The sequence below is a fragment of the Actinokineospora sp. UV203 genome, assembly GCF_056323665.1.
The window spans coordinates 1,805,551-1,829,693 of record NZ_CM150484.1 but is presented as its reverse complement, the minus strand read 5'-3'; the positions used below and the strand labels follow the sequence as shown (position 1 = coordinate 1,829,693).

Genomic DNA, 24,143 nt, shown 5'->3' with positions numbered 1-24,143 from the left:
GTGACCGTGTTTCCGAGACCGCGCCGAGCGGCCACCACGCCGTTCGGCATGCACGTGCTCGACGGCCTCCCCGAGGTCCGCGACCGGACCTGGCCAAGCCCACGCCCGGACGGAGCGATCTCATGACCATCCTCGACACCGAGAGCCCGCTGCGAACCGCGTTGTCGGCCGCGATCCGGGCGCCCTCGCCGCACAACACCCAACCCTGGCGCTTCGAGGTGCACGGTGATCGCGTCGAAGTACTCCTCGACCGCGACCGCGTGCTGCCCGTCACCGATCCGGAAGGGCGTGAGGCCAGGCTCGCCTGCGGCGCCGCGGTGTTCAATATCCGGTTGGCGCTCAACGGAATCGGCCGCGCCGCCGTGGTGCACCTGCTGCCCGACCCAAACCGGTCCGACCTGCTCGCCATGGTGCGGATCGCGGGCAACCGCGTGGTGATCCCCAGCGAGCGGGCGCTCGCGGAGATGATCCCGACCAGGAACACCAACCGCAGGCCGTTCCTCGAACGGCCGGTGCCCGCCCCGGTGAAAGCCGCGCTCATGCGTGCCGCCGAGCGCGAAGGGGCGTGGCTGCGGCTGGTCGAGCGGCCGCCGGAGGTCGACGCCGTCGCCGCGCTGATCCGTCGGGCCGACACGCTGCAGAGCGAAGACCCCGCTTACCGGGCCGAGTTGCGCGACTGGGTCCACGACAACGCGAATCGTGTCGACGGTGTCCCGACCCGGGCGCTGGGCCCGCCGACACGGACACCCGGTCTCATCACCCTGCGCCGCTTCACCGACGACGAGGACCCCGCGCGTGAGCGCCCGTTCGAGCAGCAGCCGCTGCTGGCGGTGCTGACCACGCCCGGCGACACCCCGATCGACCACGTGCAGGCGGGCAACGCGATGCAGCGGGTCTTGCTCACCGCCGCTGACCTCGGCCTGTGCTCGTCGTTCCTGTCGCAGCCGATCGAGGTGCCCGCTGTCCGGGCGGCGCTGCGGGCGCTGCTGCGGGCGGGCAGCCCGCACGTGGTGCTGCGCCTTGGCTACGGGTACGGCGGTTCACCCGCTCCGCGCAGGCCCGTCACCGAGGTCACCTGTTTCGCACCCACATCCGCAGGCATGACACTCCAAGGAGGAACGCAGTGACCGTTCACGACCGCACCCGCCCCATCCTGGTCGGCGTCGACGGGTCGGCTTCGGCGATCGCCGCGACCCGCTGGGCCGCCGCCGAGGCCGCCCGCCACAAGACGCCGCTGCACATCGTCAACGTCTACACCTGGCCGGTCTCCGGATACCCGGAGGCGCTGATCGCCGGGCACGACCTCCTCGACTCGTTGAAGAACGCCTCCGCGGCGATCCTCGACAAGGCCCGTGCCGCCGCGGAGTCGGCCGCGCCCGAGGTGGCCGTCGCGGTCACCTCGCATGGCGGCGACACCGTGCCGTGCCTGCGTGCGCTGAGCAAGAAGGCGTCCCTGCTGGTCGTCGGCTCCCGTGGACTCGGTGGATTCAGCGGGCTGCTGGTCGGCTCGGTCGCCGTCGGGCTCGCCGCTGACACGGAGTGCCCGGTCATCGTGGTGCGCGGGGAGCCGAACGAGGGCCCGGTGGTGGTCGGCGTCGACGGATCGCCGGTCAGTGAGGCCGCGATCGCGTTCGCCTTCGAGGCAGCCTCCGCCCGCGGCGCGGACCTCGTCGCCGTGCACGCCTGGCACGACTCGCCGCTGACCGACATGTTGGAGAAGGGCTACGCCTCGCTGTTCCTCGACACCGCCGCCGTCGACGCCGAGGAACTGCTCGCGCAGCGGCTCGCCGGCTGGCAGGGGAAGTATCCCGACGTGTCGGTGACCCGCGTAGCGCCGCGAGGGCGGGCGGCGAAGGTGCTCATGGAGCACGCCAAGGGCGCGCGACTCCTGGTGATCGGCAGCCGCGGTCGCGGCGGCTTCACCGGCCTGACCCTGGGTTCGACCAGCCAGGCCCTCATCCACCACGCGCCGTGCCCGGTCGCCGTGCTCCGGTCGCCCGACGGCCACTGATATCCACAGCGGACGAAGTGGACGCGCGGTCACCGGCACCTCAAGTTCTGCACCCGGCGTCCGCCTCACACTGCGGTTTCCCTGGACAGTGGCATCGTGGTCCTGTCGGACTCGATCACGAAAGCGGAGTGTGGATGCCCAAGTCGGAAGGCCGCGAGACGGTGTCCTTGTCGGGGCTGCGCCTCGACGAGCTCATCGGTGAACTCCAGGAGCGGCTGACCGAGGTGCGGCGGACAAGCGACCGACTGGAGAGCCTGCTCGACGCGGTCGTGGCGGTCGGCGCCGGGCTGGAGCTGGATTCCACGCTGCTGCGGATCGTGCAGGTCGCGGTCGAGCTGGTCGACGCCGAGTACGGGGCGCTGGGTGTCCTGGGCGACCAGGAGGGGCTCTCGGAGTTCGTCTACGAGGGCATTCACCCGGACCTGCGGGAGACGATGGGGCACCTGCCCGAGGGGCGCGGGCTGCTGCGCCTGCTCATCGAGCACCCGGTGCCGATCCGGCTCGCCGACCTGAGCAAACACCCAGCTTCGGTTGGTTTCCCGCCCAACCACCCGCCGATGCACAGCTTCCTCGGCACACCGGTCCAGGTGCGCGGCGAAGCCTTCGGCAACCTCTACCTCACGGAGAAGCGCGGCGGCGCGGAGTTCACCTCCGACGACGAGACTGTGATCAAGGCCTTGGCGAGCGCGGCGGGGGTCGCCATCGAGAACGCGCGGCTGTTCGAGCGGTCGCGGATGCGGGAGCGGTGGCTGGCCGCGGCCAGCGAGGTCAATGCCGCCCTGCTGGCGGGGGCCTCGCCGGAGGACTCGCTGACACTGATCGCGGAGCGGGTGGTCGAACTCGCCGACGCCGAGGTGGTGTTGATCCTGCTGGCCGACGACCCGAGCCACACGCTGTTGCGGATCAGTGCCGCGAGTGGTGAGGACACCGAGTCCGTGCTGGGTGCCGAGATGTCGGGAATGAGCACGGTGGTCAACGAAGTGTTCGCCACCGGTGAGCCCGCGATGGTGCTCGATGTCTCCGAACAGCTGGGTGACGGCATCGGGTCGATCGCGAGCAAACTCGGCCCCGCGTTGGCCGTGCCGCTGCGCAACGCGGCGGGGATCAGCGGCATCCTGCTGGCCGGGCGGGCCAAGGGCGGCGCGCAGTTCGCCGCCGACCAGGCGCCGCTGCTGGCTTCGTTCGCCGGTCAGGCCGCGGTCGCCCTGGAGTTCGCCGACAAGCAGCGCAATCTTCGGTTGCTCGACGTTCTGGCCGACCGCGACCGGATCGGCCAGGACCTGCACGACCACGTGATCCAGCGGCTCTACGCCACCGGGATGAGCCTGCAGGGCACCGTCCGCCGGATCACCGACGAGGACGTCCGCTCGCGCGTGCACCGCGCGGTGGAGCAACTCGACCAGACCGTGCGCGAGATCCGCACGTCGATCTTCGACCTGCACACCGAGAGCCGGGTCGAGGCGGCGGGCAGCTTGCGCAGGCGGCTGCTGGACATCGTGGCCGAGACCAGTGCGGAGTCGCCGGTGTCGCCGACGGTGCGTATTTCGGGCGCGGTGGACACCTTGGTCCCGCCGAGTCTCGCCGAGCACGCGGAGGCGGCGCTGCGCGAGGCGTTGAGCAACGCGGTCCGCCACGCGGGCGCAACGGAGATCATGGTGGTGATCGACGCGGGGGACGAGCTGTCGATCGAGGTCACCGACAACGGCACCGGAATCCCCGAAGGCGTGCGGCGCAGCGGGTTGGACAACATCAGCCGCCGGGCCTCGCGCGTCCACGGCGCCGTCGAACTGTCCACACCGGAGGGTGGCGGAACCCACCTGGTCTGGCGCGTCCCCCTGAGTTGATGGCTGACCCGCCTCCCCGGAATTTTGAGTGTTGGTCGCCATTCGACACACGGCGGTTATCGTGGTCGGCTGCCGCCACGTCCCCTCAGGTGCGGTTCCGCTGTTTCCCGTTGGCTCTACTTGCCTTGGTTTCGTAGGTCGGCAGCCATGACCGCGGCTTGGGTGCGGCGCTGGATCTGCAGCTTGGCCAGCAGGTGCGAGACGTAGTTCTTGACCGTCTTCTCGGCGAGGAACATGCGCTCGCCGATCTGCCGGTTGGTCAGGCCCTCGCCGATCAGCTCGAAGACCGTGCGCTCCTGGTCGGTCAGGCCCGCCAGCGGGTCTTCCTGGGCGCGTTCGCGGCGGATGCGGTCGAGCAGCGCGGTGGTAGTCCTCGGGTCGAGCAGGGACCCGCCCGAGCCCACGGTGCGCACCGCGGCCATCAGGTCCGAGCCGAGCACCTGCTTGAGGACGAACCCGGACGCGCCGGCGAGGATGGCGTCGAAGAGGGCTTCGTCGTCGGCGTAGGAGGTCAGCATCAGGCAGCGGAGTTCGGGCAGCCGCGAGAGCAGCTCCCGGCACAGCTCGACCCCGTTGCCGTCGGGCAGCCGCACGTCGAGCACGGCTACGTCGGCGTCGCTGGCCGGGACGCGGGTCAGCGCTTCGGCGACCGAAGCGGCGTGGCCGACGACTTCGAGGTCGGGCTCGTCCTCGAACAGGTCGGCGATCCCTCTGCGGACGATCTCGTGGTCGTCCACCAAAAAGATCCGAATCGTCATCGATGGCCTCCTCAGGTCCCGCGCCACCGACCCTACGGGCGGCGCGGCGCCGGGTCCGGGGCGGCGACCCGATCACCCGGGACCAAAGTTCCCGGATGCGGGGACATTCTCCCACGAGGCGGCGGCCTTGATGTGGTCATACGTTTGCCGGAACCTGTTCGCATTCCAGGAGTCGTCGACCCTGGATGCTGACCCCGGCCATCGCGGAGTTGTGGATCTACCGGACCGCACGCAGGCCCGTCGCGCTGCGAGCCTGAGCGCCGGGCGAGCAGGACGCGCATGTGTGGATGTGGGCGCGGTCGAGTTCAACCAGTGCAGGCAGGGCGTAGCGCCCTGCCTGCACCCGCTCTGTCCTTGTCAGGCGCGAACGCGGATCACGGGTCCCGGAAGATGAACAGGCCGTAGTCGCGGTCGCTTGCCAGGATCAGTACCTCGTCGCCTTGGACGTTCGGGTCGTCCGCCGGGTTGGCGATGACCTCGACGCCCCAGAAGTTGTTCCCGGCCGGGTCGAGGTAGCCGCCCACCTCGACGAGCTCGCATGTGCTGGTGTCAGCCGGGTTTGCGCACTGGATCTGCAGCGCCCGCAGGCCGCCCGAGTAGTACGAGAGGTACATCAGGCTCGGGTCGGTCGGGTCGGTGGCCACCTCGTGCACCGTGAGGTCGCCGTAGCCGGACGCGTAGGCCGGGTCCATGGCCTCGGGGATGGCGAAGGTGTCCAGTTCCTGGCCGGTGGCGGCGTCGAAGAGGTGCACGTAGCCCCACCCGTCGAACTGGCTGGTGACGTTGATCCGGTCGCCGAGGGTGCCGACGGTCGGGGTCGCCTCGGGGTAGGTGAAGTTCGCTGCGGTGTCGAACAGTTCGTGCATGGCGCGGTGTCCGATGCACAGTGCCGAAATCTGGATGTCGAACTCGTGGCCCTGGCCGCCGCAGAAGTAGGTGTCCGGCCCGAGACCCTCCTGTGCTCCGGTGTGGTGGTTGGCGATGATCACCGCGTCGTAGCCGAGCAACTGCGCTGTCTCGACCTTCTCGGAGAAGAAGCACGCGGTGCCCGCGCTCGGGTCGCCGAGCGGCCCGCGCTGCAGGACCAGGATCGATTCCTCACCCGGCGCCAGGGTCAGCGTCGAGGCGTTGGGGATCGAGCCCCGGTCGGTCGGGCAGCCGTAGCCGCCGAAGACGGTGGGACCGTTGAGCGTCCCGTAGAGCTCGTTGATCGGGACGGTCCAGCCGAACTCGCCCGCGTCGTAAGCGCCGCCGTCGTCGGTGACGACTCGGGCGCGGTAGGGCCCGAAGTCTTCGTCGGTGCCGATGAAGAACCGGTTGTCGGCGGTGAACTCGGCCTGGTGGGCGTTGCCCTCGGGGGTGAGGGCGATGCCGGTCTGCTCGAGGAGTTCCGGGTCGATCGCGGCGAAGTCGGTGTCGAGCAGGTATACCGGATTGGCCGGGTTGGTGACGTCGAGCAGGACGTAGCCGCCATCCCAGTACGAGGCGATCATGATGCACCGGCCGGCGTAGACGCCGGTGGTCATGCACTTGACCGTCATGTCGTGCAGGAACGACTCCGCGAGGTTGAGCTCGGGCTGGGCGACGCCGAAGGTGTTGAGGTCCAGCTCGCTGATCAGGATCGGGTGGCGCGGGTTGGTGATGTCGTAGATGTCGACGTCGGCCAGGTCTTCCTCGTCCTGCGCGACAAGGTAGGCGCTGGTGGAGCCCGGTGGCTGCCAGACGAAGACGCTGTGGGTTTGGTGGGCGTCTGACGTGGTGCGGTCGCCGAAGCCCTCCTTGAGCATCACCGGCTTGAGCGGGTTGCTCACGTCGTAGAGCATGAACCCGCCCTTGTAGTTCTTGCCGCACCCTTCGGCGTTCATGGCGAGGATCTCGCCGCTGAAGAACTTGGTCTCGATGTGGGTCACCTGCATGCCCTCACCGGGGCGGGTGTCCTGGGGCATCGGGATGAAGTTGACCTCGCGGGGATTGGCGGGGTCGGAGATGTCGATCACCCACGCGCCCGCGTCCGGGGAGTTCGGTCCGCCCGTCTCGGGGCCGGCGCAGTCGGGTTCACCCCAGTTGGCGAGATAGGCGTAGTTGCCGTAGGCGGCCACGTCGGCGACCAGGCCCTCGGTCTGCGTCACCTCGACCTGCCCGACAAAATTGATTTTGCCCCACGCTCCAGGCCCAGTCAGGTGGCCTTCGTTGGGACCGTGCTGTCCAGGGTGTGCGGCCGCCGGGCCGGAGATGACCAGCATGAACGCTGCTGCGGCTACCGCGGGGACGGAGATTCTCCGCATGTCCCCTCCAGTGCTCGTTCCGATGGGGTGAGCGGAACGCTTGCACCGCGACGCCACGTCGGCTAGGGGATTATGGGCCTGATTTGTCGCAATTCGGGGTCACCAGACGGTAGAACGCAGACACACGGCCGCGATTCGCTAACCGAGTGTGGTCAGCCCGCGACGCCGGCGACTGTGCCGACCTGCTCGGGCTACCCGCTCAGCAAGGAACAGTCCATTCGGACCCCTGACGGCGGCCCGGCGTTCGGCTTGGCGGAACGATCAGCCGCGGACAGCGGCCTGCGTGACCGCGACGAGTCGGTCGATCGCGGCCTCGGATGTGAGCGCGGCCGCGGCCATCAGTGCGTGCAGACAGAAATGAGCAAGCTCGTCCGGCGCGACGTCGGTGCGGACCAGACCTGCCGCTGCCGCGTCGCCGAGCAGGGTTCGGACCATTTCGTGCAGGTGTTGACGGGCGTGTGCGAGGTGCTCATCGCGATGCAGGAACGTGGTGAGAGTCGGGTCCGGGTGGCCGCGGGTTTCCCGCACGATGTGCGCGTATGCCGCGAGCACGCCTTCGAGCCGCTTGAGTGGGTCGGTTTCCTGGTCGCGGACCTCGGCGAGCAGGGCGAGGTGGGCCTGAATTTGTCGGCCGTGCCAGGCGCTGAGGATCGCCTCGACGTCGGGGAAGTACTTGTAGAGCGTCGCGCGACTGATTCCGGTCTGTTCGGCGATCTGCGACATGGTGACCGACCGCAAGCCGTGTTCGGCCGCCAGGCTCGCCGCGGTGTCGAGGATCGCCTCGCGCACCTCTTTCCGGTGCGCGTCGATCGTCGCGTTCCACAGCTTGGGCACGGCGCGAGTGTACATCGTGACGAGCATCCAGACACTGCGATAAGGTGTAGACACAGTGTCTCGAAAAGGAGTCGTCATGTCCGAGCAGCCGCCGGAAGCCCCCCGCTGGGTGAAGATCGTGTTGATCACGGGGGCCGTCCTGGCCTTGGCGGTCGTGGTTCTCCTCCTGGCCGGACACGGCCCGGCAAGCCATTGACCGCCATGCCTCGCGGCCTACGCAGATTCATGCTCGCCGCCCACGTGGTCACCTCGGTCGGCTGGCTCGGCGCGGTGGCCGTGTTCCTGGGTTTGGGCGTCATCGGCGCGAGCAGCCCGGACCCGGCCACGGTGCGCGCTGTCTACGTGGTGGCGGAACCGGCCGCGTGGGCGGTCCTCGTCCCGCTGGCGATCGGATCGCTGCTCAGCGGGCTCGTGGTGTCCCTCGGGTCGGCATGGGGACTGTTCCGGCACTACTGGGTGATCTTCAAGCTCGCCATCAACGTTGTCGCCCTCGCGGTGTTACTCCTCTACACCCGGACGCTGAGCTTCCTCGCCGACGCCGTGGCCGCCGGTGAGACGCCCCGCACGACCACGGTCGTGCTCCACAGCGCGCTGGCGATGCTGCTGCTCCTGACCGCGACGGGGTTGGCCGTCTACAAGCCACGGGGGCTGACCCGCCGCGGGTGGCGGGTGCGGCAGCGCGCGGAGCGGGTGAGGCATTGACAGGCCGGTGGGACGACCGTCGCGATCGTCCTACCGGCCGTGAGGTCAGGACTGGATCAGGTCCTGCATCTCGGTGATCTCGGCCTGCTGGCCGTCGATGATCTTCTGGGCGAGTGCTTTGGCCTCGGTGTCCGACCCCTTCACGAGTTCGTCCTTGGCCATCTCGACGGCGCCCTCGTGGTGCCTGATCATCATGCCCAGCCACAGGGTGTCGAACTCGGCGCCGCGGACCTGGCCGAGCTTGGTCATCTCGTCGGCCGACATCATCCCCGGCTTGCCCTCGTGACCGCCTCCGTGCGCTCCCGCGGACGTGGTCGGAGCGGTCGCGCCCCAGCGCGCGAGCATGTCGCGCATCTGGTTGATCTCCGGGTCCTGCGCCTTGCGAATGCGCTCGGCCAGGTCGCGGACCTGGGCGTTCTCACCGCGGTCGGGCACCAGCTCGGCCATCGCCAAGGCCTGGGCGTGGTGCGGGATCATCTCCTGGGCGAACGTGACGTCCCGGTCGTTGTGGCCGTTCTGCGTCCCACTGGCCGCGGGAGTGTTCGTGGTGGACATTCCATGACCGGCCATGGTGTCGTCGGCGCCGCAGGCGCTCAGCGCCGCGACGGTGATGGCGGCGGCGAAGCCGATTCCGATCGTGCGGAAGTTCATGGGTGACTCCTGGTCTGATGTGCGTTGGCAAATGTGGTCCGAGCTGGAGATCTACAGTCGGAACACGCACACCGAGGTGAGGAGTAATCGCCCGGCCGGCGCCGGTTTTCCAGGACAGGCCGGGGGTGAAGCGGCGCGGTCGCCGGGGGAGTCGATCAGGACGACGGGTTGCGCCGCCGCGTACGCGGTTCCCGTCGCGTTGAGCACGGCCTTGCACGCGTGCTGCTCGTCGTGGCCACATTCCTCGCTGGGAGCGGGATCGCTGTGGTGGCCGTGCCCTGCCTGCGCGGCGACCGCGACGTGGGAGGCGGCCGGTATCGAGCCGACGTGGTGCATGGCGATGACGCCGAAGGCGAGGGCGCACAGCAGTGCCCAGCCCAGCAGCGCCCCGTGCGTCCTCGCCTTCACCGTGTCCACTGTAGTCGGAGCCGCTCAGCCGACTGGCTGGAGCATTTGGCCGGTCCAGGTCACTTAGGGACGCCGCGCAGGCTCGGGCCCAGCCTGTCGACCAGCCTGCGCACTGCCGAGGATCCTGCCGACTGTGGCGCACCGGCTATCCAGGACTTCCTCGATGAGATCCGCGGGGTGACGGGGCGATCACCCCGAGGGCTCCGCATGGCCGCCATGATCGACGGTCTGCGCGTCACCCCACGCGTGCAACGCTCTTCTTGGACTTCCATGACCGCACCAGGATGTTCTCCCAGACGAAGATGTCGCCTTGGGCCGGGATCGGTAGTCACCGTCGCAGGTTGGCGGGCGGCGAGGTCAGGGTTCGAGGGTTACCTTGATCGCCTCGCCCGCGGCGACGATTCCGATGGCCTTCGACACCTCCGACAGTGGCAGCCGGTGGGTGATCAGGTCGAGCACCGGCACGCTGCCGGACGCGATCATCTCGAGGGCCTGCTTGTTGTGCGCCGGGCTGGAACCGTTGGCGCCCACGATGGTGAGTTCCCGGTAGTGGACCAGGTTGGAGTCCAGGGTGATGGTCGGCGCGGTTTTGGGGAGGCCGCCGAAGAAGCTGATCCGGCCGCCGCGGGCGGTCAGTTGCAGGGCGTCCTCTTGCGCTTTGCCGGAGGCCGCCGCGGTGATCACCACGTCGGCTCCGCGGCCGTCGGTCAGTTCGCGGATGGTGTCCACTATGTCCACTTCGGACCCGCAGATGGCCGCGTCGGGCCGCACGGCGGCCGCGGACATGTCCAGCCTGGCCCGGTTGAGCTCTACCAGGAACACCCGTGCGGCGCCGCGCGCGCGGGCCACCCGGACGTGCAGGCAGCCGATCGGGCCCGCGCCGACCACCACCACATCGTCGCCCTTGCCCACGCCTGCCAGTTCCTGTCCGTTGATCACACAGGCGAGCGGCTCGGCCACCGACGCCTCGGCGAAGCTCACCCCGTCCGGGATGCGGTTCAGCCCGTCCACCCGGAGCACCGCGTCCGGCACCACCAGGTACTCGGCGAACCCGCCGTCGTACTGGTAGCCGACCGAGGTCTGGTTGGGGCACACGGTCATCCGGCCGGACCGGCAGTCATGGCAGGTTCCGCACGGCACGGCGGCGATCACCTGCACCCGGTCGCCGACCGACCAGCCGTCCACTTCGGACCCGACCTCGACGACCTCGCCCGCGATCTCGTGCCCGATCACCCTCGGCGGCGACAGGTTCTGGTGCCCGTGGTTGAAGATCTTCACGTCGGTGCCGCACGTGGAACAGTTGCGCACCCGGATCTTGACTTCGTCGGCCGCGGGCGTGGGCTCCGGCAGATCCTCCAGCCGCAGGTCTCCCGGGGCGTAGAAACGGGCCACTCTCATGCGTCGATGTCCTTTCCGATCGTGTGCAGCAGGTCGTACACGTCGTCCACCGTGGAGGACGTGCGCAGCGTTTCGGCTTGGTCGGGCTCCATCAGGATCTGGGCGAGCGCCGCGAGCACCGCGACGTGTTCGCTGCCCTTGGCCGCGATGGCGACGCAGAGGGTCACCCTGTTCCCGTCCCAGTCCACGCTGTCGGGGAACTGGAGCACGCCCAGAGTCGTGCGGCGGACCAGTTTCCGGCTGGCGTCGGTGCCGTGCGGGATCGCCACGCCCTCACCGATGTAGGTGGTCAGCAGCCGCTCGCGCTCCACCATGGCCGCCGGGTAGTCGGGCTCGACCGCGCCGAGTTCGGCGAGCAGCGCGCCGGACTGGCCGATGGCGTCCCACTTGTCCGAGGCGACGAGCCCCAAGCGGATGGCCTGTCGGGCCAGGACCTCAGCCACGGATGTCACCGCCCTCGCGGATCGCGGTCTCGACCTGGTCGAACACCGGGTCGCCAAGGAAGGAGCGGAACTCCACGACCACCGCGTCCGGCGCCACCCCACGGGCCCGGTCGGCCAGGTCGGTGTGCGTCAGGACGAGTCGGGCGCCTGCCGGGATCTCGTTGATGGGCTTGTGCACCACCTCGACCCCGTAGGGCTTGAGCCGCTTGGTCAGCTGGCTCGCCAGCATCACGCTGCTGCCCATGCCCGCGTCGCACGCGACCACCACGCTCGTCACGTCCTTGCCCGGGATCGAGCGTTCCCCTTCGCGGGCCGGCTCTTCCGGCGCGACGGCATCCTCGTCGGTCCGTGTCCGGCCGAAGCCCAGCAGGGCCGAAGCCACGACGAACGACACCGCGGTGGCCACCACGATCGATGCCAGCACGCCGAAGTGCGCGCCCTTCGGCGTGACCGCCAGGTAGGCGAAGATGCTGCCGGGTGACGGGGTCGCGACCAGGCCCGCGCCGGTGACCAGCGCGGTGCCGACACCCGCGGCGCCGCCCGCGATGGCGGCCAGGATGAGCCGCGGCTTCATCAGCACGTAGGGGAAGTAGATCTCGTGGATGCCGCCGAGGACGTGGATGATCATCGCTCCGGGCACCGACGGCCGCAGCAGGCGCGGGCCGAACAGCAGGTACGCGATCAGGATGCCCAGTCCGGGACCGGGGTTGGTCTCAATCATGAACAGGATCGACTTGCCCGCCTCGGTCACCTGCTGCACGCCCAGCGGGGCCAACACACCGTGGTTGAGCGCGTTGTTCAGGAACAGCACCTTGGCCGGCTCCACGATGACCGACACCAGCGGCAGCAGGTTGCTGCTGACCAGCACGTCGACCCCGTTGCCCGCGGCCTTGGTGAGCGTCTGGACCACCGGCCCCACGCCCAGCGCGCCCGTCACGGCCATCGCGCCGCCGAGGATGCCTGCGCTGAAGTTGGCGACCAGCATCTCGAAGCCCGCGCGGGTGCGGTTGGCGAGGGCGGCGTCGACCTGCTTGAGGAGGAACGCGCTGAGCGGGCCGATGACCATGGCGCCGAGGAACATCGGCACGCTCGCGCCGACCACCACGCCGATCGTGGCGACCGCGCCGACCACCGCGCCGCGCTGACCGTGCACCATCCGACCGCCGGTGTAGCCGATCAGCACTGGCAGCAGCACGGTGATCATCGGGTCGACCAGCTTGGCCAGCGTCTCGTTGGGCAGCCAGCCCGCGGGAATAAACAGGGCGGTGATCAGTCCCCACGCGATGAACGCGGCGATGTTGGGCATGATCATGCCCGCCAGGTGCCCGCCGAATCGCTGCACTTTGGCTCTGATTCCGCCTTGGGCGTGTTTAAGGTCAGTCAGCGCAGGTGTCGTCATCGACCCCGCCTCCACTTCGTTCGCCGGGTGCTCATATGAGCGTCCATGTGTTCATGCGAGCAAAATCAGTACACTGGGCGGAGTTGGCATGCGTCAAGACTGCGGGCGAAGATGAGCGATGATGCGCTCATCTGAGCAGGGAGCAACGTGGATAACCCATCAAGCCGGATGCGTCCGGCAGAGCTGATCCGGGCGGCGAGCGTCGCGCGCCGGTACTACGTCGACGGGATCTCCAAGGTGGACATCGCCGAGGAGTTCGGTCTGAGCCGGTTCAAGGTCGCCCGAATGCTGGCCGACGCCCAGGCGGCAGGCATCGTCCGGATCGAGATCGACGTGCCGGCGGAGATCGACGTCGAGCTGTCAGACCGGCTGCGCGCGGCGTTCGGCCTGAAGGAGGCCATCGTCGCCGCCGCGGCCGAGGGCGGATCCGTCCGCGAGCACGTGGGCAGGCTCGCGGCGAACTACCTGACCGAGATCGTGCACGAGGGCGACGTCGTCGGCCTGGCGTGTTCGCGCACGCTGCACGAGATGGCGGGCGCCCTCACCGAACTGCCGAAACTCACTGTCGTGCAGTTGAGCGGCGTCCACTCGGGCGGCATCGAGGAGAACTCAGTGGACCTCGTGCGAAGGCTGGCGAGCATCGCGCGCGGCCCGGCGTATCCGATCTACGCCCCCCTGATCGTCGACAGCGCCGCCACGGTCCGCAGCCTGCGGAGCCAGCCGCAGGTCGCCGACGCGATGAGGAAGTACAGCACGCTGACCAAGGCGGTCGTGGCGGTCGGCTCCTGGCAGCCCCCCGACTCCCTGCTGTTCGACTCGCTGCCCGCCGCGGACCAGACCGCCCTGTGCGCGGGCGGTGTGCGCGCCGACATCTGCGGCCAGTTGCTCAACGAGAACGGCGCCCCGGTCCCGGACTTCGCCGACCGGATCATCGCGATCACGGTCGAGGAACTCCGCGCCATCCCGGAGGTCATCGCCGTGGCGGGCGGCGAAGACAAATCCACCGCCATCCGCGCCGCGCTCAGGGCGGACTTCATCACCACCCTGGTGACAGACGCGGGAGCCGCCCGGGCACTCCTGGCCAACAGCGATTCTTGATCCACTGGGAGCGTCCCCCGCCCGGATCGAGAAGGCGATGAGTTGGGACGACTCGGGAACGGACAGCCGTAGATGGCCACTGACGGCCGGACACAGCGTGCTGGGAGATGGTGCCCCCGGTCAGAGTCGAACTGACACTGGACGGATTTTGAGTCCGCTGCCTCTGCCGGTTGGGCTACGGGGGCGTCGGTGGAGGACTCTACGCGATCACCTCGAACAGGCGCGCGAGGGTTGGCGCTACCGGGTGATGTCAGCGCCGTCACGTCCGGCCTGGGACCCACGCGGGTTACGCGGCGGTAGGCTTCAGGCTTCCCGTTTCCGGTAGCAAGGAGGACCCCGGTGACCGATGTGGCTACCGAGGCCCAAGGTCCCGCTCCCCGTCGGGTGCTGGTGGCCGAGGATGAGGCGTTGATCCGGCTCGACCTGGTCGAGATGCTCCGGGAAGAGGGGTACGAGGTCGCCGGTGAGGCGGGCGACGGTGAAGAGGCCGTGCGGCTGGCCGGTGAACTCAAGCCAGATTTGGTGATCCTCGACGTCAAGATGCCCAAGATGGACGGCATCGAGGCCGCCACCATGATCGCCGGTGAGCGGATCGCTCCGGTTGTCATGTTGACGGCGTTCAGTCAGCGGGACCTGGTCGAGCGGGCCCGGGACGCCGGCGCCATGGCCTATCTCGTCAAGCCGTTCGCCAAGCACGACCTGGTGCCGGCGATCGAGCTGGCCGTCAGCCGGTTCTCCGAGCTGCAGGCGCTGGAGACCGAGGTCGCGGGGCTGACCGAGCGGTTGGAGACGCGCAAGGTCATCGAGCGGGCCAAGGGTCTGCTGATGAGCAAGCAGGGCCTGTCCGAGCCGGAGGCGTTCCGCTGGATCCAGCGCACCGCGATGGACCGCCGCACCACGATGAAGGCCGTCGCCGAAGCCGTCGTGGACAACATCAACTAGACCACGGTAAAGCTTTCCAACACCGACGTCCGGTCCCCGTCGACCCCGATCACCCGCACCTCCAGCACGTGCCTGCCCGACGTGAACCCGTTGAGCGACAACGGGATCGAGTAGACCCCGCCCGGTGACGGCCCGCCGAGTGACGTCGGCAGGCTCGCGACCATCCGCCCGTCGGCCCACAGTTGGAACCCCTGCACGCCCGCCACCGCCCCGGTGTCCCATTGGGACCGTTCCCCCGCGAGCCGCACCGTGACCACGAGCCTCCCTTGCGGGGTCACCGTCGGCGTCGGCATCGGGACGCCACCCGAGTCGCCCAGTTCGATCGACAGGGTGGGCAGGGCGTCGCGGGCGGCGCGGTCGGCTCCCCGCGGCGCTTCAGGCGGTGGGGGAGTGGCCAGCGCCAGCTCCAGGTAGCTCTCCTGGACCACCGCCCCCGGTTCCGCCCCCGGCGCGCGCACCACGAACGGGCTCAGCGCCTCCCCATCGGCGCCGAGCAGAGCCTGCGGCACCTCGGCGATCACCGTCACCGTCGACCCCGCCGACCTGGGCGGACCCGGCACGGCGGGCGGTGCGGGCAGCACATCGGCGCCCAGCTGGATCGTCGCCGCGGTCGTGTCCACCGAGCCGGACACCGTCATCGTCACCACGATCCGCGCCGACAGCGCGTCCGCCAGCAGCCGCCGCGAGATCCCCAGGGCCGGGGCGGGCGCGTCCGGCGCCAGCACCTGCCGGGTGGCCGGGTTGACCGACCTCTCCACCACCGACGGCAAAAGAGCGGGTGGCCCGCTGAACCCGGCCGTGGCGACATGGACCCGCGAACGCCTGCCTTGCGGCCCGCGCATCCCGATCAGCGCCGACGCCTCCGACCAGCGCGGCACCGCCCCCGACACCCCGACCGTGCGCCCGTCCTGCAGCACGAACACACCCGACGTGGTCACCCGAACCTCGAACAGATGCAGCACGCCGCCCCCACGCGCGGGCACCGTCGGCGGCACCTGCGCGGTCACGGTCCGCTGGTCCAAGTCCGCGCCCGTGTTGACCCGCACGCCCCCGTCGTCCACCAGCACCCGGATGGCTCCCGCGGGCAGCGTCGGGTCCTCACCCGCGTGCGGCGTGCTGCGGACCGCGCCGATCCGGTCCGCCGGCCCCGGCACCAGGTCGAGCGTCAGCCGCCCACCCGGGCCCGCCGCGTCGGTGAGGACCACGAAACGCCCGAGCAGGCCGTCGCCGGACTCGGCCAGCCGCAGCGGCTGCCGGGCCCGCAGGACCGCTTCGTCGGCCCCGCACCCGAGATCGATCGGCAGCCCCACCTCACCGGGTGAACGCGCGCCCAGGTCCACGCACCCCCGGTAGCCGGACAGGTGCCACAGCGACCCGGGCACGTCGGACCGCACGGACGCGTCGTCGCGGAACTCGTCGAGCAGCCCGGTCAGACCCTCACGCCACCCGACGTCGCCGCGGCCGGGCCTGCCGCCGACAACAGTGGGCTCGGACCGCTGCCCGAAGCTGTCGACGGCCCGCACCTCGATCTTGTAGTCGGCGTCGTCGACCAGTCCGTCGAGCTGGGTGTCCGGCGCCGCGACGAGCTTCGTCCGGGCGGGTGCGCCGCCGCCGTCCCAGCGCACCTCGTATCCCGCCGCGTCGCTGTCGGCCCACCACACCCGCAGCCGACCGGGGGCGGGCGCGGAGGCCACGTCGCGAGGCGCCGCGGGCGGCTTTCCGGGCTCGGGGAGCAGCACCCGGTCGTCGGCGAATCGACTCACCCGTTCAGGGGGCGCGGTGCTGGTCGAAGGTCGCTCCGGAGGCGGTGTGTCGTCACTCGGCGTACGCAACGTCAGGACGGCCCCCACGAGCACGGCGACCGCTCCCACCCAGATGAGCACTCGTTTTCCGCTGACCACGACCGCAGCGTATTGGCACGTCTCGCTAATGCGAACCCCATCAGAGCCCAGTGTCCGGGTGTCGAACACCAGCGCTCACTTTCGTTGCAGTCTGGTCACGAGCAGCCTAGGCGCGTGACTACTCCTCGTCAGGTCACTACTTTCCGCCCCAACCCTCAAATAGGTATGAGGGCGAGGTTCGGCATGCTGTACGGCATTGTCGGACGAAGCGGAGAAGGGACGTCACGTGCGTAACCAGACGGTGAAGGCCGCGGCGCTGGTCGCTGGCGCGTTGTTGCTCGCAGCCTGTGGCACCAACAAGGAAGAGACCGGTGCGGGCGGAGGCAACCAGGCCTGTGACCAGGGCAAGGGCACCCTGGTCATCGGCGTTATCGCGCCGCAGTCCGGTGGTCTGTCCGCGCTTGGCCTCGGCATCAAGAACTCCGCGCAGCTCGCGGCCGACCAGGCCAACGAGAAGTGCGCTGTCAAGGGCTACAAGCTCGCAGTGCAGACCGAAGACGACCAGGCAACGGCTCAGGTCGGCGCGCAGGCAGCCACCAGGCTTTCCTCTAACGCGAATGTTGTCGGCGTCGTCGGCACGCTGAACTCCTCGGTCGCGCAGAGCGTGCAGCCGATCCTCAAGGGCAAGAACATCGTGATGGTGTCGCCCGCCAACACGAACCCGTCGCTGACGCGTGGCGCCGAGTACGGCACCGCCCCCAAGCGCGGTTTCGAGAACTACTTCCGCGTTTGCGCCACCGACGACCTGCAGGGCCCGTTCGCGGCCAAGTACCTGGTCGGCAAGGCGGGCAAGAAGAACATCGCCATCATCACCGACGGCAAGACCTACGGTGAGGGCCTCGCGGCGGAGTTCAAGAAGCAGGCCGAGAAGGACGGCGCCAAGATCGCCGCGTCGGCGAAGGTCGGCGAGCGCGACACCGACTTCTCCGGTGTCATCGGCACCATCAAGGGCTCCAACCCGGACGCGGTCTACTACGGCGGCGAGTACCCGCAGGCGGGTCCGCTCTCGAAGCAGATGAAGGACGCCGGTCTGAACATCCCGGTCATGGGTGGCGACGGCATCTACGACGACAAGTACATCGACCTCGGCGGCAAGGAAGGTGACCTGGCCACCTCGGTCGGCGCGCCCACCGAGACCCTGCCGAGCGCGAAGGCCTTCGTCGACGCTTACACGGCGAAGAACTACAAGGACAAGTTCAGCGCGTACGGCGCCTTCTCCTACGACGCCACCAACGCCATCATCGCTTCGCTGGGCAAGGCCCTCGGCGACTCGGGCACGTGGGGCGACGACAAGCGCGCTGACCTGATCAAGAACGTCGGCGAGTACTCCGCCCAGGGTGCCACCGGTGAGATCAAGTTCGACCAGTACGGCGACAGCACCAACAAGCTGCTGACCGTCTACAAGGTGACCGCGGGCAAGTGGGCGGCTGACGAGACCGGCACGTTCGGCGGCTGATCCAGCGGCAAAGCTCTTTGTCCAATAGACGGTTGTGGCGGGGGTAGGCAATGAAGCCTGCCCCCGCCACTCTTGGAGGTAGACGTGGCCACGCTGCTACAGCAGCTTGTTAACGGCCTCGTGCTGGGCGGCTTGATCGCGCTCATCGCGCTGGGCTACACGATGGTGTATGGCATCATCCAGTTGATCAACTTCGCTCATGGCGAGGTCTTCATGGTGGGCGGGTTCGCCTCGCTCGCGACTTACTCCTACATCCTTCCCGAGAGCTGGAAGAGCGACTGGTGGGTCGCGCTCCCGCTGATGGCTCTCGGTGGCGCGCTTGTCGCCGTCATCCTCTCGGTGATCGTCGAACGGTTCGCCTACCGTCCGCTGCGCAACGCGCCGCGACTGGCACCGTTGATCACCGCATTGGGTGTCTCGGTTGTTCTGAAGGAAGCTGTCCGCCTGTGGTACCCGGGCGCGACCGCTCCGGTCCCCTTCCCGCGAGTCTTCGTCGATAAGCAGTTCACCGCGAACGTCTTCGGTGGAACTGTCACTGTCGGCTCCACCGCCCTCCTGATGATCGCCGTGTCGATCATCGGCGCGGTGGTCCTGCAGACCTACATCACCAAATCGCGGATGGGTCGCGCGATGCGCGCCACCGCGCAGGACCCGGACACCGCCCGGCTCATGGGCGTGAACCCGAACCGCACCATCGTGCTCACCTTCGTCATCGGTGCCGCCCTTGCGGGCATCGCCGGCGTGCTCTACGGCATCCAGATCACCAACGTCGACACCGAGGTCGGCTTCCTCTACGGCATCTTCGCGTTCACCGCGGCGGTCCTTGGCGGAGTCGGCAGCATCAAGGGCGCGGTGATCGGCGGGTTCGCGATCGGCATCGTGAAGACCCTGTCGGGTCAGTACATGCCGGGTGGCACCCAGTACGACCTGGTGTGGATCTTCGTCATCCTGATCGTGGTCCTGGTCTTCCGGCCGCAGGGTCTGTTCGGTGAGCCGGAAAGGGTGCGCGCATGAGTGTCAAGGAAGTTCTCTCGCCTGCCCAGGCACGCATGCTGATCATCGCGGGCGGCGTGCTGGCGATCATCGCGGCCCTGCTGCCGTGGGCGACTTTCCGCCTCAATGACGGTCCTTACCCGGACAAGGCGACACTGCAGTTCTTTGACGCGCCGTACGCGGTGAGCGGGTTCCGCCTGCACACCCTGCTCATCGGCATCGTGGTGCTGGTCGTGGCGTTCGCCCCGTTCAAGGTTCGCAACCGTGTGCACCGCGCGCTCGGCTGGGGCCTGACCGGCATCGCCGTCGTGAACACCGGGTTCATCCTGGCCAATGGCGGCGGGCTCGGCGCCATCACGGCGATCGACGGCAACTTCGCCTTCGGTGGCATCGTCGCCATCGTGGCGGGCGTGCTGATCTCGGTCTCGACCAAGGCGGGCGAGCTTGAGCCCATTCCGCATTGGGACACCAAGGTTCCGCGCCTGGTCGCCTACGCGGCGCTGATCATCGCCTACGTCGCGCTGCTGCTCGCCGTCGCCATGATGCTCAACGCCGGTGGTCAGGGCGGTGTCGGCAACCCGTACGCGGGCCCGATCTTCCTGTCGCTGCTGGCATTCCTGGCCGGTGTGCTGGGCGCCCTGCACGGGATCGGCCTCACCGGCTGGATCTCCCGGCTTTCCGACGAGCACAAGTGGTTCAGCGTCATCGTGCTGCTCGCGGTCGCCTTGGCGCTGCCGTTCACCGAGGCGGGCACCGACTACTGGATGACCACCGCGGCCAACATCGGCGTCTACGCCGCGACCGCGATCGGTCTGAACATCGTCGTCGGCCTCGCGGGTCTGCTCGACCTCGGATACGTCGCGTTCCTCGGAATCGGCGCATTCGTCGCGGCGAACTTCTCCGGCGCGGTCACCTCCAAGCTCGGCATCGAGGGTGAGCTGCCGTTCCTGGTGGCGGCCATCATCGCCGCGATCGTCGCGGGCATCTTCGGCGGAATCGTCGGCTCGCCGACGCTGCGGGTGCGCGGTGACTACCTCGCGATCGTGACGCTGGCCTTCGGTGAGATCTTCAAGAAGTCCGCGCAGAACGACATCGGTGGACTCACCGGCGGCGCGAACGCGATCCCGGGTGTTCCGGCGATCGACTGGTTCGGCAAGCCGTTCGACGAGTCGCTCACCATCGGTGCGGTCAAGCTGCCCTCCGGCGTCCTGTACTACGTCCTGATCATCGTGCTCGTCGCGCTGGTGATGGTGGTGTTCGCGAACCTCAAGGACTCGCGCATCGGCCGTTCCTGGATCGCGATCCGCGAGGACGAGGACGCGGCGCGCGCCATGGGCATCAAGACCGGCAAGGCGAAGATCCTCGCCTTCGTCATCGGCGCCACGCTGGCCGGTCTGGCCGGTGCGGTGTTCGCGCACAAGACCTCGACGGTCGCCTACGACAGCTTCCAGTTCATCGAGTCGGTGACGCTGCTGGCAGCGGTGATTCTGGGCGGCATGGGTTCCATCCCAGGCGCCGTGCTCGGTGCGGCGCTGCTGTTGGTGCTGCCGGAGAAGCTGCGTGAGTTCTCCGACTACCGGCTCCTGCTCTTCGGCCTCGCGCTGGTGCTGATCATGCGCTTCCGGCCGCAGGGACTGGTGCCGGACCGGCACCGACGCGCCGAGTTGGCCAATGAAGGCGCCGAAGGACGGCCGATCGAGGAGCTCAACTTGCCTGACGACACCCCCGGCGGCGCGAAGGCGCAGGTGGCCCGATGACCGCGACCAGCAATGCACCAGTGTTGTCGGCGTCCAACGTCACCATGGTCTTCGGCGGTCTGACCGCGCTCAAGGACGTCAACATCGAGCTGCACGAGGGCCAGATCCTCGGGCTGATCGGTCCGAACGGCGCGGGCAAGACCACGTTCTTCAACTGCCTCACGGGTCTCTACACCCCGACCCGCGGCTCGGTCCGGCTCAAGGGGCGCACGCTGCCCAGCGACCCGGCCCAGGTCACCGTCGCCGGTGTGGCGCGCACGTTCCAGAACATCCGGCTGTTCCCCAGCATGACCGCGCTGGAGAACGTCCTGGTGGGACGGCACTCGCGGATGAAGCAGGGCCCGATCGCGTCGCTGTTCCACGGTCCGTCCTTCAAGAAGGGCGAAGAGGACGCGCGCAACCGCTGCCTGGAGCTGCTCGACTTCGTCGGACTGTCCGGTTTGGACGACGAACTCGCGCGGAACCTGCCCTACGGCGACCAGCGCCGCCTGGAGATCGCCCGAGCACTGGCCACCGATCCGGCGGTCCTGCTGCTCGACGAGCCCACGGCGGGCATGAACCCGCAGGAGACCGAGGCGGCCCGGCAGCTGATCTTCGCGATCCGCGAGCTGGGTATCGCCGTGGTGGTCATCGAGCACGACACGAAGTTCATTTTCTCGTTGTGTGACCACGTGTCGGTGCTTGTGCAGGGCGAACTGCTGGTGGAAGGCGCCCCCGAGGTCGTCCGAGGTGACCCGCGGGTCATCGAGGCCTACCTGGGCAAGCCCCCGGAGGAGGTCCAGGCGGAGGTGGACGCGTACGCGGCGGAGAAGTCGGCGGAGCGCACTTCCATCATGGAGCCCATCCGCGATCCACGCCCCAACGAGGGAGGACAGCAGTGACCGCACTGCTCGAGGTAGAGAACCTCAGCGTCGCCTACGGCGCGATCGAAGCCGTCCGGGACGTTTCGTTCTCCGTCGAAGAGGGCCAGATCGTCAGCCTCATCGGCAGCAACGGCGCGGGCAAGACCACCACGCTGCGCACCATCTCGGGGCTGCTCCGGCCGAAGGCGGGCGACATCCGGTTCGAGGGGAAGTCGATCGCCAACGCCGACGCGCACGAGATCCTGGAGAAGGGCGTGGCGCACTGTCCCGAGGGCCGCAGGCTCTTCGGTCGGATGACGGTCGAGGAGAACCTGCAGCTTGGTGCCTACGTCCGCAAGGACACGGGTGTCGCGAAGGACATGCAGCGGGTCTACGAGCTGTTCCCGGTGCTCGGTCAGCGCCGCCAGCAGAAGGCGGGGTTGTTCTCCGGTGGTGAGCAGCAGATGCTCGCCATCGGCCGGGCGATGATGGCGAAGCCGCGTTTGCTCATGCTCGACGAACCCTCGATGGGGTTGTCGCCGATCATGACGCAGACCATCTTCGACACCATCAAGGAACTGCAGGCCCAGGGCACGACCATTCTGTTGGTCGAGCAGAACGCTTTGGCGGCTCTCGCCCAGTCCGACCGCGGTTACGTGGTCGACCTGGGACGCACGACGCTGGAAGGCCCGGGTCACGACCTGCTGGCTGACTCGCGTGTTCGTGCGGCCTACCTCGGCGAGGACTAGGTTTCACCACCCGCGAGGGCCGCATCCCGATGGGGTGCGGCCCTCGCGGCGTTTCGGGGGCCGTAATCACTCAGTCGAACGGTCGCGTTGCGGAGCGTGAGAAGTACCGGTCTGATTGCCGCATGATCACCAATCGGCAGCCCGCCCGCATGCGGGCGTTGGGAATGGAACTGGCGGCGGCTCGGGCCCGGATGGGCTTGAACACCCGGGATGCGGCGCAGGGGATAGGCACGTCGCCCGCCACGGTCAACCGAAGCGAAAAGGCCAGGCGTGTATCCCCGATCACGGATGTGGCCGGGCTATTGGCGCTATACGGGGTGACTGGTTCCGATCGCGGACGGATCCTCGAATTGGCCGAGAATCTGGATGCCCTGGAATGGTTCGAGACTGGTGACCGGCTTCCCTGGCTGCTTCCCTTCCTCGCCGCGTTCGAGTCCCAGGCGCGATCCCTGATGGAGTTCGCGCCCGCTGTCGTGCCTGGTCTCCTGCAAACGCCTGCCTACGTGCGTGCGCAGCACGCCGCTGTGGGCGTGACGGGGTCGGATCTAGACGCGATGGTCGAAGCGCGCCTCAATCGGCAGAAGGTGCTGGCCAAACTGCTGAGCCCCCAGTACACCGCCGTTATCGACGAGGCTGTCCTGCGTCGGCCATGCGGTGGATCAGAGGTGATGGTGCAGCAGATCAATTGGCTGATCGGCCGGGCAAAGATGCCGCACATCAACATCCATGTGATCCCCAACCGACACGGCGCTTATCCGAATCCCGGCATGTACATCATGATGGGATTCGCCGAAGCCCCGCCGATCGCCTATGTAGAGCATTTTGGTGTGGCAGGGTTCATCGACGCCCCCGCCGGCGTCAGCCGGTTTCAAGATCGCACTGATACGCTGATGGGGTTCGCGCTGGGGTCCGCCGATACGGTGAACTTCCTGACCAGGATGGCGGCCGACTACGAACGGAGCTGAAACACGGTGCACGCGGAGTGGCGGAAGTCGACGTTCAGCAATCCCACCGAAGCCGCGTGTGTCGAGGTTTCCTACTCCACAGATCTTCGTTTGCGGGATTCCAAGAATCCTGATGGCGGAACGCTGAGGTTCCCGGAGTCTTCCTGGTCACCTCAGCGCCTCGCCGACCTCTAGCCCTTATCGCCCGGCGCACGGTCCAGGGCCACGCACGTCAGCCGCGCCGTGCAGGTGCGCTTGCCGCTGTCCTCGGTCATCACGATCTCGAACGTCGATGTCGACCGCCCCACGTGCAGCGGCGTGCACACCGCCGTCACCAAGCCCTCACGGGCCGCCCGGTGGTGCGTGCACGACAGCTCCAACCCGACGACCAGCTTTCCCTCGGGCGCGTTCAACGCCGCCGCGATCGAGCCCAGCGTCTCCGCGAGCACCGCGCTCGCACCGCCGTGCAGCAAGCCGTACGGCTGCAGGTTCCCCTTGACCGGCATGGTCGCGACCAGCCGGTCCTTGTCCCACTCCGTCACCTCGATGCCGAGCTTGTCGGCGAGCAGCTGATCGGCCACTTCCGGGCGCAGACCGGGGATCTTCGACGGATCAATCGTGCTCAAGGGGACCTCCGCTGGGTGACTCCGATGGGTGACAGCGGGTCGACCGACCCCGACTCTCGGCAAAGCTGTCAGTGCCCCAGCCTAGACTCGCGGCGTGCCAGC

24 protein-coding genes and 1 tRNA gene are annotated in these 24,143 nt (G+C 68.5%); 14 read left to right on the top strand and 11 right to left on the bottom strand.

The genetic code is table 11. From position 1 onward, the window contains the following. The 4 genes from ACUZ2Y_RS08260 to ACUZ2Y_RS08245 all read left to right on the top strand — a co-directional run bounded on the left by ACUZ2Y_RS08260 (position 1) and on the right by ACUZ2Y_RS08245 (position 3,855). A complete protein-coding gene (locus ACUZ2Y_RS08260) occupies positions 1-126 on the top strand; it encodes a hypothetical protein (protein WP_476328538.1) in 126 nt (41 codons plus the stop codon). Further along, a complete protein-coding gene (locus tag ACUZ2Y_RS08255) occupies positions 123-1,127 on the top strand; it encodes an Acg family FMN-binding oxidoreductase (protein ID WP_476328536.1) in 1,005 nt (334 codons plus the stop codon). The genes ACUZ2Y_RS08260 and ACUZ2Y_RS08255 overlap by 4 nt, the downstream gene beginning before the upstream one ends. Continuing rightward, a complete protein-coding gene (locus tag ACUZ2Y_RS08250) occupies positions 1,124-2,011 on the top strand; it encodes a universal stress protein (protein WP_476328534.1) in 888 nt (295 codons plus the stop codon). The genes ACUZ2Y_RS08255 and ACUZ2Y_RS08250 overlap by 4 nt, the downstream gene beginning before the upstream one ends. A gap of 134 nt (positions 2,012-2,145) precedes the next feature. Then, complete coding sequence (locus ACUZ2Y_RS08245; RefSeq protein WP_476328532.1) at positions 2,146-3,855, top strand: sensor histidine kinase; 1,710 nt, start codon at positions 2,146-2,148, stop codon at positions 3,853-3,855. A 116-nt stretch (positions 3,856-3,971) separates the two neighbouring features. Here the strand turns inward: ACUZ2Y_RS08245 and ACUZ2Y_RS08240 are convergent, their stop codons facing one another. The 3 genes from ACUZ2Y_RS08240 to ACUZ2Y_RS08230 form a co-directional block, all read right to left on the bottom strand. Next, positions 3,972-4,613 carry a response regulator gene (locus ACUZ2Y_RS08240; RefSeq protein ID WP_476328530.1) on the bottom strand — a complete coding sequence of 214 codons (642 nt, stop codon included), beginning with the start codon at positions 4,611-4,613 and terminating at the stop codon, positions 3,972-3,974. A gap of 374 nt (positions 4,614-4,987) precedes the next feature. Further along, positions 4,988-6,898, bottom strand: coding sequence for a PA domain-containing protein (locus ACUZ2Y_RS08235; protein ID WP_476328528.1), 1,911 nt, complete (start codon positions 6,896-6,898; stop codon positions 4,988-4,990). A gap of 261 nt (positions 6,899-7,159) precedes the next feature. Continuing rightward, positions 7,160-7,732: a TetR/AcrR family transcriptional regulator gene (locus ACUZ2Y_RS08230; protein WP_476328526.1), complete on the bottom strand. Its 573-nt coding sequence runs from the start codon at positions 7,730-7,732 to the stop codon at positions 7,160-7,162. Positions 7,733-7,933: 201 nt separating this feature from the next. Between ACUZ2Y_RS08230 and ACUZ2Y_RS08225 the strand changes: the two genes are divergently transcribed. Then, positions 7,934-8,434 carry a DUF2269 domain-containing protein gene (locus ACUZ2Y_RS08225; protein ID WP_476328524.1) on the top strand — a complete coding sequence of 167 codons (501 nt, stop codon included), beginning with the start codon at positions 7,934-7,936 and terminating at the stop codon, positions 8,432-8,434. Positions 8,435-8,479: 45 nt separating this feature from the next. Here the strand turns inward: ACUZ2Y_RS08225 and ACUZ2Y_RS08220 are convergent, their stop codons facing one another. The 5 genes from ACUZ2Y_RS08220 to ACUZ2Y_RS08200 form a co-directional block, all read right to left on the bottom strand. Next, a complete protein-coding gene (locus ACUZ2Y_RS08220) occupies positions 8,480-9,085 on the bottom strand; it encodes a DUF305 domain-containing protein (protein WP_476328523.1) in 606 nt (201 codons plus the stop codon). A 51-nt stretch (positions 9,086-9,136) separates the two neighbouring features. Continuing rightward, positions 9,137-9,493, bottom strand: coding sequence for a hypothetical protein (locus ACUZ2Y_RS08215; protein ID WP_476328521.1), 357 nt, complete (start codon positions 9,491-9,493; stop codon positions 9,137-9,139). Positions 9,494-9,850: 357 nt separating this feature from the next. Next, positions 9,851-10,891 carry a zinc-dependent dehydrogenase gene (locus ACUZ2Y_RS08210; protein WP_476328519.1) on the bottom strand — a complete coding sequence of 347 codons (1,041 nt, stop codon included), beginning with the start codon at positions 10,889-10,891 and terminating at the stop codon, positions 9,851-9,853. Continuing rightward, entirely contained in the window at positions 10,888-11,334 is a 447-nt protein-coding gene (locus ACUZ2Y_RS08205) for a PTS mannitol transporter subunit IIA (protein WP_476328517.1), read from the bottom strand. The genes ACUZ2Y_RS08210 and ACUZ2Y_RS08205 overlap by 4 nt, the downstream gene beginning before the upstream one ends. Further along, entirely contained in the window at positions 11,327-12,733 is a 1,407-nt protein-coding gene (locus tag ACUZ2Y_RS08200; RefSeq protein ID WP_476328515.1) for a PTS mannitol transporter subunit IIBC, read from the bottom strand. The genes ACUZ2Y_RS08205 and ACUZ2Y_RS08200 overlap by 8 nt, the downstream gene beginning before the upstream one ends. Before the next feature lie 168 nt (positions 12,734-12,901). Here ACUZ2Y_RS08200 and ACUZ2Y_RS08195 point away from each other — a divergent pair, with 168 nt between their 5' ends. Further along, on the top strand, positions 12,902-13,831 hold the full coding sequence (locus ACUZ2Y_RS08195; RefSeq protein WP_476328513.1) for a sugar-binding transcriptional regulator: 930 nt from the start codon (positions 12,902-12,904) through the stop codon (positions 13,829-13,831). Positions 13,832-13,939: 108 nt separating this feature from the next. Here ACUZ2Y_RS08195 and ACUZ2Y_RS08190 read toward each other — a convergent pair. After that, positions 13,940-14,016 (bottom strand) — tRNA-Leu (locus tag ACUZ2Y_RS08190). Positions 14,017-14,170: 154 nt separating this feature from the next. On the opposite strand from ACUZ2Y_RS08190, the gene ACUZ2Y_RS08185 reads away from it, so the two are divergent. After that, complete coding sequence (locus tag ACUZ2Y_RS08185; RefSeq protein ID WP_476328511.1) at positions 14,171-14,773, top strand: ANTAR domain-containing response regulator; 603 nt, start codon at positions 14,171-14,173, stop codon at positions 14,771-14,773. Here the strand turns inward: ACUZ2Y_RS08185 and ACUZ2Y_RS08180 are convergent. Then, positions 14,770-16,536 (bottom strand): hypothetical protein, encoded by a 1,767-nt coding sequence (locus ACUZ2Y_RS08180; protein ID WP_476328509.1) that lies wholly within the window; start codon positions 16,534-16,536, stop codon positions 14,770-14,772. The genes ACUZ2Y_RS08185 and ACUZ2Y_RS08180 overlap by 4 nt on opposite strands. A gap of 364 nt (positions 16,537-16,900) precedes the next feature. On the opposite strand from ACUZ2Y_RS08180, the gene ACUZ2Y_RS08175 reads away from it, so the two are divergent. The 7 genes from ACUZ2Y_RS08175 (at position 16,901) to ACUZ2Y_RS08145 (ending at position 23,610) form a co-directional block, all read left to right on the top strand. Continuing rightward, entirely contained in the window at positions 16,901-18,130 is a 1,230-nt protein-coding gene (locus ACUZ2Y_RS08175) for a branched-chain amino acid ABC transporter substrate-binding protein (RefSeq protein ID WP_476328507.1), read from the top strand. Positions 18,131-18,214: 84 nt separating this feature from the next. Then, positions 18,215-19,144 carry a branched-chain amino acid ABC transporter permease gene (locus tag ACUZ2Y_RS08170; protein WP_476328505.1) on the top strand — a complete coding sequence of 310 codons (930 nt, stop codon included), beginning with the start codon at positions 18,215-18,217 and terminating at the stop codon, positions 19,142-19,144. Next, positions 19,141-20,880: a branched-chain amino acid ABC transporter permease gene (locus ACUZ2Y_RS08165; protein ID WP_476328503.1), complete on the top strand. Its 1,740-nt coding sequence runs from the start codon at positions 19,141-19,143 to the stop codon at positions 20,878-20,880. The genes ACUZ2Y_RS08170 and ACUZ2Y_RS08165 overlap by 4 nt, the downstream gene beginning before the upstream one ends. Next, on the top strand, positions 20,877-21,761 hold the full coding sequence (locus ACUZ2Y_RS08160; RefSeq protein ID WP_476328501.1) for an ABC transporter ATP-binding protein: 885 nt from the start codon (positions 20,877-20,879) through the stop codon (positions 21,759-21,761). Before ACUZ2Y_RS08165 ends, ACUZ2Y_RS08160 begins: the two co-directional genes overlap by 4 nt. Further along, positions 21,758-22,471 (top strand): ABC transporter ATP-binding protein, encoded by a 714-nt coding sequence (locus ACUZ2Y_RS08155; protein WP_476328499.1) that lies wholly within the window; start codon positions 21,758-21,760, stop codon positions 22,469-22,471. The genes ACUZ2Y_RS08160 and ACUZ2Y_RS08155 overlap by 4 nt, the downstream gene beginning before the upstream one ends. A gap of 122 nt (positions 22,472-22,593) precedes the next feature. Continuing rightward, a complete protein-coding gene (locus ACUZ2Y_RS08150; RefSeq protein ID WP_476328497.1) occupies positions 22,594-23,436 on the top strand; it encodes a helix-turn-helix domain-containing protein in 843 nt (280 codons plus the stop codon). 6 nt (positions 23,437-23,442) lie between these two features. Continuing rightward, positions 23,443-23,610, top strand: a complete 168-nt coding sequence (locus ACUZ2Y_RS08145) for a DUF397 domain-containing protein (protein ID WP_476328495.1) — start codon at positions 23,443-23,445, stop codon at positions 23,608-23,610. On the opposite strand, the gene ACUZ2Y_RS08140 is transcribed toward ACUZ2Y_RS08145, so the two are convergent. Continuing rightward, positions 23,607-24,041, bottom strand: coding sequence for a hotdog fold thioesterase (locus ACUZ2Y_RS08140; RefSeq protein WP_476328493.1), 435 nt, complete (start codon positions 24,039-24,041; stop codon positions 23,607-23,609). The two genes, ACUZ2Y_RS08145 and ACUZ2Y_RS08140, sit on opposite strands and share 4 nt — an antisense overlap. Positions 24,042-24,143 lie beyond the last annotated feature (102 nt).

What these genes read in the sequence shown, in the direction of transcription:
- ACUZ2Y_RS08255 (WP_476328536.1), top strand. Translation starts at nt 123, where the DNA reads ATGACCATCCTCGACACCGAGAGCCCGCTGCGAACCGCGTTGTCGGCC.
- ACUZ2Y_RS08245 (WP_476328532.1), top strand. Translation starts at nt 2,146, where the DNA reads ATGCCCAAGTCGGAAGGCCGCGAGACGGTGTCCTTGTCGGGGCTGCGC.
- ACUZ2Y_RS08240 (WP_476328530.1), bottom strand. Translation starts at nt 4,613, where the DNA reads ATGACGATTCGGATCTTTTTGGTGGACGACCACGAGATCGTCCGCAGA.
- ACUZ2Y_RS08235 (WP_476328528.1), bottom strand. Translation starts at nt 6,898, where the DNA reads ATGCGGAGAATCTCCGTCCCCGCGGTAGCCGCAGCAGCGTTCATGCTG.
- ACUZ2Y_RS08225 (WP_476328524.1), top strand. Translation starts at nt 7,934, where the DNA reads ATGCCTCGCGGCCTACGCAGATTCATGCTCGCCGCCCACGTGGTCACC.
- ACUZ2Y_RS08220 (WP_476328523.1), bottom strand. Translation starts at nt 9,085, where the DNA reads ATGAACTTCCGCACGATCGGAATCGGCTTCGCCGCCGCCATCACCGTC.
- ACUZ2Y_RS08210 (WP_476328519.1), bottom strand. Translation starts at nt 10,891, where the DNA reads ATGAGAGTGGCCCGTTTCTACGCCCCGGGAGACCTGCGGCTGGAGGAT.
- ACUZ2Y_RS08200 (WP_476328515.1), bottom strand. Translation starts at nt 12,733, where the DNA reads ATGACGACACCTGCGCTGACTGACCTTAAACACGCCCAAGGCGGAATC.
- ACUZ2Y_RS08195 (WP_476328513.1), top strand. Translation starts at nt 12,902, where the DNA reads ATGCGTCCGGCAGAGCTGATCCGGGCGGCGAGCGTCGCGCGCCGGTAC.
- ACUZ2Y_RS08165 (WP_476328503.1), top strand. Translation starts at nt 19,141, where the DNA reads ATGAGTGTCAAGGAAGTTCTCTCGCCTGCCCAGGCACGCATGCTGATC.
- ACUZ2Y_RS08160 (WP_476328501.1), top strand. Translation starts at nt 20,877, where the DNA reads ATGACCGCGACCAGCAATGCACCAGTGTTGTCGGCGTCCAACGTCACC.
- ACUZ2Y_RS08150 (WP_476328497.1), top strand. Translation starts at nt 22,594, where the DNA reads ATGATCACCAATCGGCAGCCCGCCCGCATGCGGGCGTTGGGAATGGAA.